We start from the raw sequence: 12,321 nt of genomic DNA, 5'->3' as shown, positions 1-12,321 counted from the left end.
ACTGGTTATCGATAAATAAACAGAGTGAAGCGTGGTAACATGGCGCCAGTATTCAAATACACCTAATTACCACTCTATGATTTTACCTGTGATCCTAGCTGGCGGCTCCGGAAGTCGCCTCTGGCCTCTGTCTCGCGAACTTTACCCTAAGCAATTTCTCAATATTGCTGGCGAACAGTCAATGCTTCAGCAAACGCTTCAACGCTTGCAAGGTCTTGAGGACTATCTAACGGATAGCAAGTGCGCAGCTCCATTCATTATCTGTAATGAAGAACACCGCTTTATTGCCGCTGAACAAGTTCGCGCCACTAAAATCCAACACAGTGGAATCCTTTTAGAGCCTGTCGGTAGAAATACAGCCCCAGCTATTGCGCTTGCTGCCCTACAGGCTCTAAGCAAATCAGTGGATAAAAAATCGAACGAATCTGACCCTATCTTATTAGTGTTGGCGGCCGATCATCACATCGCTAAAACCTCTGAATTTCAACAAACAATTAGCCGTGGTGTTGGTTACGCAAAACAAGGCAAACTGGTGACATTCGGTATAACCCCGAATGCTCCAGAGACTGGTTATGGCTATATCAAACAAGGCCAACCACTTCCCTCTAGCCTGCAAATAGAAACCAACACTACAGTGCAATCAGTCCATCATGCCTACACCATTGAATGCTTCATAGAAAAGCCTGATAAAGCAACTGCAGAAGAATACATACGTTCAGAGCAATACTTGTGGAACAGCGGCATGTTCATGTTTAAGGCATCCCGCTACCTTGAAGAACTCTCTAAACACCACCCAGAAATATTAGCGGCTTGTCAGTTAGCTCTTTCAAAGCAAAATACCGACCTCGACTTTATCCGTATCGAGGCAGAAGCATTCAAAAATAGCCCAAGTGACTCTATCGATTATGCCGTGATGGAGAAGACCTCACACGCCGCAGTGATCCCGATGGACGTTGGTTGGAATGATATTGGTTCGTGGTCTGCTATCTGGGATGTAAGCGACAAAGATGAGCACAATAACGTCATTGAAGGTGATGTATTAACCGTCGATTCTCAACACAACTACATTCATGCGGAAAATAAGCTGGTCGCGACTGTAGGTGTCGACAATTTGATCATTGTCGAAACTAAAGATGCAATATTGGTTGCGAACAAAGACAAAGTTCAAAGTGTTAAGTCGATTGTTAGCCAACTGAATCAGGCTGGTCGAACGGAACATGTCCATCATCGCGAGGTCTTTAGGCCTTGGGGTAAATACGACGTGATCGATCTAGGCAAACGAGACAAAGTGAAGCGCATTACAGTCAACGCTGGCCATAGGCTTTCGTTGCAAATGCATCACCATAGAGCAGAACATTGGGTAGTCGTGGCTGGCACTGCGAAAGTAACCAACGATGAGAAAACGTATCTAATCGAAGAAGATCAATCCACTTACATTCCACTAGGCCATATCCACAGCCTTGAGAACCCTGGAGACTCACCTCTCGAAATGATCGAAGTACAAACCGGTAGTCACTTAAGTGAAGACGATATCATTCGATATCAAGACAGCTATGGGCGAGAGGTTCGAAACCAACAAGCTTCTTCGTCTCAGAACAACAAATCGAAATAAAGCGGCGACAATCAAGTGAAACCAACATTAGACCTTAGCTGCTTTAAGAACAACGATATTCGCGGCATCATTGGTGACCAAATCAATGGGTACTTTACCTACCTGCTCGGCAAAGCATTTGGAGAATACGCCCTATCCACGACACCTGAAGCCTCATTCGATGGATTGGCTCAAGTGGTGATTGGTCGTGATAACCGAGAAACGTCCCTTTCATTACAAGAAGCCATGACCAAAGGCTTAATCGAGTCTGGAATAACCGTCGTTGATCTTGGAATGACAGGGACTGAAGAAGTCTACTTTGCAACTCGCCACCTTGGCGCCATTGGCGGAATCCAAATTACGGCAAGCCATAACCCAATTAATTACAACGGAATGAAATTGGTCGGCTTGGACGCTAGCCCGATAAGTAAAAACAGTGGGTTAGATGAAATCAAACGACGCATTGCAGAGCTTAATCAAGAGCTGAACTGCAATTTACCGTTCGTTCATGCACAACCAAGTAACTCTAGTAGATCGACCAGTATTCTCGCCCCTTATGTAGACCACCTACTCTCTTATATATCTCCTTCTGAGCTTTCACCTATGAAAATTGTGGTGAACGCAGGGAACGGTGTCGCAGGGCGTATTATTGATGATTTAGAAGCTCGCTTTGCCACGCTCGATATTCCGATCACCTTCATCAAGGTTCACCATACTCCTGACGGAACATTCCCTAATGGCATTCCGAACCCATTGATTAAAGAAAACCAAACAGCCACCAGAGACGCCGTTTTACAAAGCTCGGCCGATCTTGGTATTGCTTGGGATGGAGACTTCGATCGCTGCTTTTTCTTTGACGAGACAGGCAATTACATTGAAGGTTATTACATTGTCGGGTTGCTTGCTGAAGCATTCTTATTAAAAGAGCCGAACGCCACTGTATTACACGATATGCGCATGACATGGAACACGATTGAAATCGCTTACAAACGTGGTGGAAAAGCGATTGGGATTAAAGCGGGACACGCACTTATCAAAGAGAAGATGCGTGAAACGAATGCGGTCTACGGTGGTGAGATGAGCGCACACCATTATTTTCGTGATTTTGGATATTGCGACTCAGGAATGATTCCTTGGCTACTGGTTATTGAACTAATGTCGAAAACCCAACAGTCTCTTTACCAACTGACGAACGCAAGTATGGATAGATTCCCCTCATCCGGAGAGATCAATCGCAGAGTATCCAACCCAGAGGAAGTCATGGCTTGTGTGTTATTGCACTACCGAGATAATGCCGTTGAGATCGATCACACAGACGGGATCAGCATGAATATGGACACATGGCGCTTCAACTTAAGAAAGTCTAATACCGAGCCATTAATACGCCTTAATGTAGAAACCAGACAAAATAGAGCTTTGCTATCACTTAAAGTCGACGAGCTACTGTCTTTTCTTATTTAAGAGTCCAAGGCGCTTTCCGTTTAAAACTAAAATCCACAAAAAAGCCCTTACTAGCGATTGCTAATAAGGGCTTTGAATTTTCAGCAGCTTAATCGCCGACTGTAATATGCAATAATCAGTCTATTTGTTACGACGTGCTTCAACAGCATCTGCTAGTTGGCGAAGTACTGTTTCAGTATCTTCCCAACCGATACATGCGTCAGTAACAGATTGGCCGTATGTCGCCGCTTTACCGTCAACTAAATCTTGGCGACCTTCAACAAGATGAGATTCAATCATCACACCAAAGATGGCTTTGTCACCGCCTGAGATCTGTGCACTTACGTCATCAGAAACGTTCATTTGGCGCTTGAACTGCTTTGAGCTGTTCGCGTGGCTGAAGTCAATCATCACCTTCTGTGGAAGACCTGAAGCTTCTAGCTCTTCTTTAATCTTACCAACGTGCTCTGCACTGTAGTTTGGCTCTTTACCACCGCGTAGGATGATATGACAATCAGGGTTACCTGCGGTTTCAACGATCGCTGAGTGACCGTATTTAGTTACCGACAAGAAGTGGTGCGAAGCACTTGCAGAGCGAATTGCATCTGTTGCGATCTTGATGTTGCCATCCGTACCATTCTTGAAGCCAACTGGGCAAGATAGGCCTGAAGCCAGTTCACGGTGAACTTGAGATTCTGTCGTACGTGCGCCAATTGCGCCCCAGCTGATTAGGTCAGCAACGTATTGCGGCGTAATCATATCTAAGAATTCACTCGCCGTAGGCATTCCCATATCAGTTAGGTCAAGTAGTAACTTACGTCCTAGACGAAGACCGTCATTTAGTTTGAACGTGTCGTTCATGTACGGGTCATTGATTAGGCCTTTCCAGCCAACAGTGGTACGTGGTTTTTCAAAGTAAACACGCATTACGATTTCAAGGTTATCGCCTAGTTCGTCGCGTAGCACTTTCAAACGTTTACCGTACTCAAGCGCAGCTTCTGTATCATGAATAGAACATGGGCCAACAATAACAAGTAAGCGATCATCGCTATCTTCTAAAATATTGTGGATCGCTTTGCGGCTTTCAAAGGTTGTAGAAGAAGCAATTTCTGTCGCTGGAAACTTTTCTAAAACAGCAACAGGGGGTAATAACTCTTTTACTTTGTTAATTCTTACATCATCAGTCTGGAACATTGCTTACTTCTTCCTATTTTCTATCCTTGAGGCTGAATGCACGTTATCTCACGTCATTTTCCATCAGCATTTATCTTCTTGTTCCCTGTAACTTAACTAGTAAAAACCACAGTTTCAATCACTAATTAAAAAAAAACGCAATTTATTTTGTGTTTTATATTTAAAACACCCTGTATAATATTATTTACACGTTATCGATTGTGCAGTTATCAGACACAGTAAGAACACAGCTCTTCAAACTATCCTGGCTAGATAATGTCTTACGCAACGATAGATAAAAGCTCTTTACCACACTACAGCCTTTACAAAACGCATACACAAAAAATAGAGAGCTAAAGACTTTTCGTCACATAGAGAAAAATGGGAACTAGCACCACAACCTTGGTTTGGATGTTACTCATCGAAGAATAGAACTGATCAAATTTGGCAATTTCTGCGCAGGAACGGTATATGGAGAATTGTACAGGCGAAACAACAGAAGATGTGACGACGAAAGAAACGAAGAACAGCTAACTGGTTGATAAGATTGCTATCGCGACCTTACCTTGGCCTCGATCGTCTTGTGAAAAGCCTCAAAGCGATGTGCCCTTCAAATGCAATAGTACAATTTAATTAATAAAGTCGCTTCGGGCTTGTTGAACACTCGGGATTTAGTGTTGACTGCGCAACACCCTAGCCCTTATTTGTTATAGCTCAGCGATGTGCGAAAGAGTTTCCGGATGACGCTGAACCAATTTTAGAAGGGTCACAGCTTGTCCATTTGGTGCGCTACGCCCTTGTTCCCAGTTTTCTAATGTTCGGGATGATGTATGCAGTAAACGCGCAAACACACCACGCGACATATTAAACTGTTCACGGATACTCACGATTTCATTAGGTGAAATATCTAACTCACTGATATCGTTAACTTGATGAGTTTTAAGAGTGAGTTTACCCTCTGAATGCTCTTTAGCCTCAACAAGAGCAGTACTTAACTCTGCAAATAGGTCACGATTGCTCATTACGCCACGCCTCCATAAAAGCCTTTAATTGTTTCTTTTGATCTGCAGTTAAATCGGACATTTCATTCTTGCCATAAATTGTCAGCAAGTAGAAACGACGCTTTTCATCGAGGAAGTAATAGATAACACGAGAGCCGCCACGCTTGCCCTTACCTTTACTTGCAACTCGAATCTTTCGCAAACCACCTGTACCTTGAATCACGTCCCCCTGTTTTGGGTTAGACATTAACTCAGCTTGAAAAAGCCTAAACTCATCATCGCTGAGATATTCATTACGGTACTTTTCAAATATGGTCGATTCGACAAATACACTTTTCATACTCAGAGTATACGCAAGTGACGTACACATGGCAAAACTATACGTGATTAACGTAGTTATGACCTTTCGAAAGGTGAATCTGACCTGAGCTATAACGCCTGCATACTCAAAGCCGACAACGAAACTTGCACTCACTTCTGCACTGAGCTATTTGTCGCGATACCTCTATCGCGGTGCGTTGGAGTGAGCCGACCCACGTAGCCGAAAGGCATTGATAATAAGGAGAATGGCATTGACGAAATCAGAGGAGATGTGGCGACGAAAGAAACGAAAAACAGCTAACTGGTTGATAAGATTGCTATCGTAACCTTATCTTAGCCTCGCTCGCCTTGAGAAAAGCCTCAAAGCGATGTGCCCTTCAAATGCAATCGTACAATTTACTTAACAAAGTGGCTTCGGGCTTGTTCAACACTCGGGATTTAGTGTTGACTGCGCAACACCTTAATCCTTATTCGTTACGTCTTTTTAGAGAGCGCCTATCTATTTATTTTGTCCAAATAGAACTCTACGCTGTCTGCGTAATCAGATGTGATTTCGTGCATCATATAAGTCGTTGAATTACTTATGTGATAGTAGCCCACATAACGTTTTTCATCAGAGACAATTGTACCTAACACTACCACATTGTCTTGATTAGTCTCCTTGAGCTTTAGGTCAACATAACTTTCATCTATATTGTATAGTTGCGCTGCTACTGAGTTAAACATCAAAAGATTACTAAGCATCGCTAATTCAAGCACTAACTCTGGATCGTGTTCTCCTTGCCCGATTAACGAATGATTTATATTTAATCTTATTGCTAAAGCATTATTCGACTCAAAGTAGATTGGTTTATCTAGACACCAACCATTTTCTTCTATTACACACACATCCAAAAACTCTTTAAGTGCTTCTATTTCTACAGTTTTGTACAACGTATTCGCACTAGCAATGTTAGTAAATATGCAAGAAATAATAACAAATATAAACTTCATTCTATACCTTTCTTCTTACGGAGACATAACGAATGACATGGATTTCCCCTCCCGAGGATCTGCCACACTTACGTGGTACTTAATTACACCGGAGGCACCATGTCTGATTATTCTTATTTCTGCGGTATCGACCTAGCTAAAAACCACTTTAGTCATCATGCCGTAGACCAAAATAGTAAGGTCTTACTTCATAAGTCACTAACTCGCTCTAAACTACTGACTACAATAGCAAATATGCCACTTATGCGTATAGGCGTTGAAGCGTGTGGTGGTGCACATTATTGGGTAAGAACACTCAATCAACGGGGGCATGACGCTAGTATCTCACCGAAGACACAGTCACTTTTAGCTATAAAAGTAAGACCAATACATGGCGAGTTTCAGAATGAGCCTATCCACCTAGCTGAAAGGCATCGATAATAAGAATAATGGCATTAGCGAAATCAGAGGAGATGTGACGACGAAAGAAACGAAAAATAGCTAACTGGTTGATAAGATTGTTATCGCAACCTTATCTTGGCCTCACTCGCCTGAGAAAAGCCTCAAAGCGGTGCGCCCTTCAAACCCAACCGTACAATTTACTTAATAAAGTCGCTTCGGGCTTGTTCAACACTTGGGATTTAGTGTTGGCTACGCAATACCTTAATCCTTATTTGTTATGAGTACTTAGTTTGAATCTCCTTCAAAAGGCTCCATACAGACTGTTCTATAAGTGGCTCAAGGTCTGCAAACCCAAATTCTGGCTTAATATGAATGATTGAGTTCAAACGTAGGAGACCTCTAATATACCCACTCCAACTAAGCTTGTTTGTTGAACGCAATGTTTCAATTGTCTCACCGCTAGCCAAAGAAATAACATCAAACTCTATTGTCACTAGAGGACGCCAACCTAAGATTACTCCGAAGCCAAACAATAACGTCCCTCTTCGATGAAATGGCACACGAACAACTAGAGCGATATCGTTTTCAGCGAAACTATCTTCAGACACCGAACCCAATGGCAATATTTCTACTAGTTTGAAGCGAATATCATCAGTTAGACTGACACTATCTGATGACATTGAGTATTCATCTATGACTTTTAACATATCTCTTCTAGGTGAAACTTTTATTGAATCTAAATATACAGCCACTGAAACTCCTGTTCACTCATAACGAATGACATGGATTCCCCCTACCGAAAATCTGCCACACTTATGTGGTACTTAATTGAACCTGAGGTACCATGTCTGATTAGTCTTAATTGCGCAGTATCGACTTAGTTAAAAGCCATTTTACCCTCATGCCGTAGAGCAAAATAGTAAAATCTTACTTCATAAGTCACTAACTCGCTCTAAACTACTGACTACAATAGCAAATATTCCACTCATGCGTATAGGCGTTGAAGCGTGTAGTGGTGCACATTATTGGGCAAGAACACTCAATCAACGGGGGCATGACGCTAGTATCTCACCGAAGACACAGTCACTTTTAGCTATAAAAGTAAGACCAATACATGGCGAGTTTCGGAATGAGCCTATCCACCTAGCTGAAAGGCATTGATAATAAGGAGAATGGCATTGATGAAATCAGAGGAGATGTGACGACGAAAGAAAGCTAACTGGTTGATAAGACTGCTATCGCAACCTTACCTTGGATTCGCCCGTCTTGAGAAGTACCTCAAAGCGATGAGCCCTTCAAATGCAATCGTACAATTTACTTAATAAAGTGGCTTCGGGCTTGTTCAACACATGGGATTTAGTGTTGGCTACGCAACACATTAATCCTTATTTGTTAGTTGCGTTCTTGCCACTCCGAACGCAACACCCCATATTTCACTGAATCGTAATACTCGCCTTCATAATAACGTACTTTTCTTAGCCTCGCTTCTTGCTGAAAGCCCAACTTCAACGCCAGAGACATCATGCGAGGATTACCTGACCATGTTGTCAAACCGACCCTTTCGATTCTGTTATTTTTGAACAAGTAAGAGATCCATTGAGGAAGAGCCAAAGCGGCGATACCTTGACCCCAATAATTTGAATCGTAGATTACCACACCAGCTTCAAGCCAATGAGTTTCTTCACATTCCCAGTAACTGCTGACTGTTCCTATCGGGTTATCATCGACAGTGATTAACTGTAAATCTAAACCGCTTAACAACCGTTGAAACGAAGACTTTTCAAACTGCTTTAACGAAGGGTGACAATAAGGAAAATACGGACCATTAAACTTAGTCCATGCGTCGTTTGAAGTTACTAAAGCATGAATTAATTCCAATTCATTCGGTTTTGCTGGTCTCATGCTTACTCGTTTTTCTTCCATGATACTTCCCTATTCTTTGAAGCAAACTAACGAATGACATGGATTCCCCCTCCCGAGGAGCTGCCACACTGATGTGGTACTTAATTGCACCGGAGGCACCATGTCTGATTATTCTTATTTCTGCGGTATCGACCTAGCTAAAAACCACTTGGGTCTTCATGCCGTAGACCAAAATGGTAAGGTCATACTTCATAAATCAGTAACTCGCTCTAAACTGCTGACTACAATAGCAAATATGCCTCTCATGCGTATAGGCGTTGAAGCGTGTGGTGGTGCACATTATTGGGCAAGAACACTCAATAAGCTCGGTCACGACGAAAGAAACGAAGAACAGCTAACTGGTTAATAAGATTGCTATCGCGACCTTACCTTGGCCTCGATCGCCTTGAGAAAAGCCTCAAAGCGATATGCCCTTCAGATACAATCGTACAATTTACTTAATAAAGTGGCTTCGGGTTTGTTCAACACTTGGGATTTAGTGTTGGCTACGCAACACCTTAATCCTTATTTGTTATGGTAATTCTCATATTTTAGTTGCCTTAATTAACATCGCAATACTGATAATCAAACCTGACACTGCTGTTAGTAAATCAATTAACTCATTCATTTTTAACCTCATATATTCTTAATATAAGGTCATATTAAAGTATTAAGTCTTTAAACATAGGGGGCAAAAACATATACCTAGTAAATCTAATTTACCCCCTACGAACAGGAATAAAAGTTCCACCAATTCTTTTTTCTATAGGTAGTCTTTTTTGCTTTTCATATAAACTAGATAAAATTGGTTCCGCTTCAAATGGGAAAAACACCTCTAAAAACCTCAAAAACGGTGTTTTCCCCCCTGATGAGTCAATAGTTCTAGTTGCTTTTATGTTCGCAAACCATATAAGATTATTACAGGTACCAAGTACAAAGCTTTCAGCTTTAGAGGGAGAACGATCATGAAGATCGACTCGTTCTAGATGCGAACTAATTAACTTTTTTAACTCTATTAATTTTTCATTTGCTACTGACATATCAAGTTCATCTTGTTTTGTCGTTGTTGTATTTGATAACCAGTTAATTGTTCTTTCTAAGCTACAAAATGCTTCGTCAGATAATTTGGACGCTTTTTGTCTTTGTTTTTGGTGAAAGTCATGAATTTCTTTTGATTTATGTTTGGTTGCAGGAAAATGGCTTGAACCGAAAAAATCATGAATAGCTTTATTAATAATTAAATAAACCCCGTCGAGGTCTCCTTCATATCTTTTATATTTTATTACTTCACTATTGATTCTCGATCGAAAAATCTTTCCCATAGCTTCATAGGACTGATCGATTAATTTCAGATGATGATCAGAGTTCTTATATTTTTCTCTCATTAACTGTAAAGAACTTCGTTCATCAAAAGTCAATTCATCCCAAGAAGACTCAGACATATAGCCTTGCTGCATACTCTCAATCCTCACTAATTACCATAATCATGCAAGCACGAACCCGTCCGCTTAACATATCAAAAAGGTCGGTCATAACCAACTGAATGCTATGCATTTAATATAAAATCGGGTCTCAACATTCCGTGTGAAAACGTGCAAGCACACATTGCCGCCTTTGTAAGGCACGTTATCATTCTTAGCCACTTATCAATCCAATTACTATTCAAAAACTTAACACCATTACCCTCGTTAGGTTCGTGCTCATTCAGTGTTAAAAACCACTCTTTTTAAAGTCATTAATTATTCAATAAACTGTCTGTGTGTACAGGTCACTTAAGGGAAGGTAAAGCTAGTCGATTCTGACTCGTCATCAATGAATACGTGAATGTATAAAAGTAATCATAAATTCGGGCGCTTTGAGGGAGGTGTTGGTGGAAATATTAAAGTTACAGCGACTCTGGGTTCATAAACATTCAAAAGGCAAGATTCAGTTTTTTCCTTTTGAATGTTCCTCAGAAAATCACCACTACTCGTCACTTATTTGGATGGGATTTTAGTTACTAAGTGTGAGATGTGACTAGGGCTAATAGTCATATTTAAGCGGTTGCACCACAGAATCTAAGCCCTCAATCTTGAGAGCTAAACATAACTGCATTAAGTCGCCCAACTCACCTTGTGGGAAGCCCTTTTTATCGAACCACAGCAAGTATTCTTCAGGTAGGTCAATCAAGGTGCGGCCAGCGTATTTGCCAAAAGGCATTTGCATTCTGGCTAGCTTAATCAGGTTTTCTTTCTCTAGCATTACAAGCTCTTTCTAGACGTCGTCGATATTCTGTAGAGTATCACCTAAACGTTCAACCCAATAGTTGATCGCATCTTTGGCATCATCTAACGAATCAATCATAGTAGACAAGTCTTTATTACCCGCTTCGCGGTCGATGGCTGCAAACAATGGAGTACCGTCTTGCGCATCGCTGACCAATAGCTCAACACTGGCGCTCCCAACGTTGGTGTGCTCGCCTGTCGTCACCTTATATATAGTCGACATCGCAAGACCAAACGGCAGCACACTGCTTGTCACGGCTAAGATAGGGTTGGGCGTTTCAACATTACTTAAAGCGATACTCAAGCGTAGCGTGTTCCCTGTTGGTTCATCGACAATCGTTTTATGAGGCGATATTTTCGCTTCCAAACGACTTACCATATGATCTGTGAGCTCCTGAATGTCTTCCTGATCTAATGTGCCTTCTTCTGCCAACACAAAGATTTGGTCGATCACCACAGAGTCATAAGCGTCTAACTTGGATTTCAAACGTTGTTCGTCACGCAGCCCTATCCTTGCCCAAACTAAATCAACGCCTCCATCAGGGCCAGGCCGAAAATCTTCATAACTGGTGAATTTAGTAGCGGTTTTAATTGGGCCGCCTGCACAACCAAACAAAAACATGCTGGTTGCAACAAGCAAAAGGACTTTTAAAGGTTTCATAACGCACTTAAGTAAATCAAGGAATTAACCAAGTATGCCATACCCTAAGTTAAAAAGTTGTAGAAAAAGAGGTAAAACTCAGAGCTCGATCTAAAATCAATGGTTCTGAACAGTATGTGCATACTCTACGATCACCTGATTGCCTTCGATATAAGCATTTTGGATCTCACCATCAACACTCATTCTACTTTTCAGATAAACCACTTTGGGCCCGGATTCATTGTCTTCTTTAAGTGAAGGGAGCACATTCCTTGGCTCCAAATGAAGCAAACGACAGAAGTGACTAACGAAAGACATGGTTAATGCTTTCTCCCCTCTTAGCACTCGCGAAAAATCCAACTGGTTCATCCCTAGCTTTTTTGAAAACTCCATCTGCGTAATTCGCATTCGAGATTTTTGTGACATCCACGTTTGGTACAAAGCATCTCTATCTTGCTCAGTGAATTCCATTACCGGTTCCTTTATATAATTCATGCCAATCAATTGTCCGGCTTTTCATACATGACATGTCAGGGTTTGGTTAGTGGAAACCAAAGGTTTGGTTTTGATATGGGAATAACCTTGTTTGATCTGTTCAGAGCTATCAGAGCTATC

At 41.6% G+C, this 12,321-nt stretch carries 12 protein-coding genes and 3 pseudogenes; 5 read left to right on the top strand and 10 right to left on the bottom strand.

Annotation, left to right across the window (positions count from 1 at the left end):
* The first annotated feature begins 76 nt into the window (after positions 1-76).
* Together AB4513_RS16615 and AB4513_RS16610 are read left to right on the top strand one after the other, a co-directional pair.
* Positions 77-1,612 carry a mannose-1-phosphate guanylyltransferase/mannose-6-phosphate isomerase gene (locus AB4513_RS16615; RefSeq protein WP_009845642.1) on the top strand — a complete coding sequence of 512 codons (1,536 nt, stop codon included), beginning with the start codon at positions 77-79 and terminating at the stop codon, positions 1,610-1,612.
* A 15-nt stretch (positions 1,613-1,627) separates the two neighbouring features.
* Positions 1,628-3,052, top strand: a complete 1,425-nt coding sequence (locus AB4513_RS16610) for a phosphomannomutase/phosphoglucomutase (protein WP_009845643.1) — start codon at positions 1,628-1,630, stop codon at positions 3,050-3,052.
* Between the two features lie 120 nt (positions 3,053-3,172).
* On the opposite strand, the gene aroG is transcribed toward AB4513_RS16610, so the two are convergent.
* From aroG to AB4513_RS16590, 4 genes are all read right to left on the bottom strand, one after another.
* Positions 3,173-4,225 (bottom strand): 3-deoxy-7-phosphoheptulonate synthase AroG, encoded by a 1,053-nt coding sequence (aroG, locus tag AB4513_RS16605; RefSeq protein ID WP_009845644.1) that lies wholly within the window; start codon positions 4,223-4,225, stop codon positions 3,173-3,175.
* A 686-nt stretch (positions 4,226-4,911) separates the two neighbouring features.
* The gene (locus AB4513_RS16600) at positions 4,912-5,226 is read right to left on the bottom strand and encodes a DNA-binding transcriptional regulator (protein ID WP_009845645.1); all 315 of its coding nucleotides are present in this window, start codon (positions 5,224-5,226) and stop codon (positions 4,912-4,914) included.
* Positions 5,213-5,545 (bottom strand): type II toxin-antitoxin system RelE/ParE family toxin, encoded by a 333-nt coding sequence (locus tag AB4513_RS16595; RefSeq protein ID WP_012600340.1) that lies wholly within the window; start codon positions 5,543-5,545, stop codon positions 5,213-5,215. The genes AB4513_RS16600 and AB4513_RS16595 overlap by 14 nt, the downstream gene beginning before the upstream one ends.
* Positions 5,546-6,021: 476 nt before the next feature.
* Positions 6,022-6,519 carry a hypothetical protein gene (locus AB4513_RS16590; protein WP_009845647.1) on the bottom strand — a complete coding sequence of 166 codons (498 nt, stop codon included), beginning with the start codon at positions 6,517-6,519 and terminating at the stop codon, positions 6,022-6,024.
* 99 nt (positions 6,520-6,618) lie between these two features.
* Between AB4513_RS16590 and AB4513_RS16585 the strand changes: the two are divergent.
* Positions 6,619-6,843, top strand: a pseudogene (locus tag AB4513_RS16585) (IS110 family transposase); the annotation flags it as partial.
* Positions 6,844-7,175: 332 nt separating this feature from the next.
* On the opposite strand, the gene AB4513_RS16580 reads toward AB4513_RS16585, so the two are convergent.
* On the bottom strand, positions 7,176-7,652 hold the full coding sequence (locus AB4513_RS16580) for a hypothetical protein (RefSeq protein ID WP_102257517.1): 477 nt from the start codon (positions 7,650-7,652) through the stop codon (positions 7,176-7,178).
* A 110-nt stretch (positions 7,653-7,762) separates the two neighbouring features.
* Here AB4513_RS16580 and AB4513_RS16575 point away from each other — a divergent pair.
* Positions 7,763-7,968: pseudogene (locus AB4513_RS16575) on the top strand (IS110 family transposase); the annotation flags it as partial.
* A gap of 324 nt (positions 7,969-8,292) precedes the next feature.
* Here the strand turns inward: AB4513_RS16575 and AB4513_RS16570 are convergent.
* A complete protein-coding gene (locus AB4513_RS16570; protein WP_009845650.1) occupies positions 8,293-8,823 on the bottom strand; it encodes a GNAT family N-acetyltransferase in 531 nt (176 codons plus the stop codon).
* 100 nt (positions 8,824-8,923) lie between these two features.
* Between AB4513_RS16570 and AB4513_RS16565 the strand changes: the two are divergent.
* Positions 8,924-9,145, top strand: a pseudogene (locus AB4513_RS16565) (IS110 family transposase); the annotation flags it as partial.
* Between the two features lie 376 nt (positions 9,146-9,521).
* On the opposite strand, the gene AB4513_RS16560 reads toward AB4513_RS16565, so the two are convergent.
* The 4 genes from AB4513_RS16560 to AB4513_RS16545 all read right to left on the bottom strand — a co-directional run bounded on the left by AB4513_RS16560 (position 9,522) and on the right by AB4513_RS16545 (position 12,177).
* Positions 9,522-10,259 carry a hypothetical protein gene (locus AB4513_RS16560; RefSeq protein WP_009845652.1) on the bottom strand — a complete coding sequence of 246 codons (738 nt, stop codon included), beginning with the start codon at positions 10,257-10,259 and terminating at the stop codon, positions 9,522-9,524.
* A 565-nt stretch (positions 10,260-10,824) separates the two neighbouring features.
* Positions 10,825-11,043, bottom strand: a complete 219-nt coding sequence (locus AB4513_RS16555; RefSeq protein ID WP_009845653.1) for a DUF3820 family protein — start codon at positions 11,041-11,043, stop codon at positions 10,825-10,827.
* A 12-nt stretch (positions 11,044-11,055) separates the two neighbouring features.
* Entirely contained in the window at positions 11,056-11,727 is a 672-nt protein-coding gene (locus tag AB4513_RS16550; RefSeq protein ID WP_009845654.1) for a DUF3313 domain-containing protein, read from the bottom strand.
* 96 nt (positions 11,728-11,823) lie between these two features.
* A complete protein-coding gene (locus AB4513_RS16545; RefSeq protein WP_009845655.1) occupies positions 11,824-12,177 on the bottom strand; it encodes a hypothetical protein in 354 nt (117 codons plus the stop codon).
* Positions 12,178-12,321: the final 144 nt, after the last annotated feature.

It is taken from the genome of Vibrio sp. 10N.222.54.E6 (genome assembly GCF_041473955.1).
GTDB lineage: Bacteria > Pseudomonadota > Gammaproteobacteria > Enterobacterales > Vibrionaceae > Vibrio > Vibrio tasmaniensis_A.
Note: the sequence above shows the minus strand (reverse complement) of the source record. Positions and strands in the feature narration are given on the sequence as shown.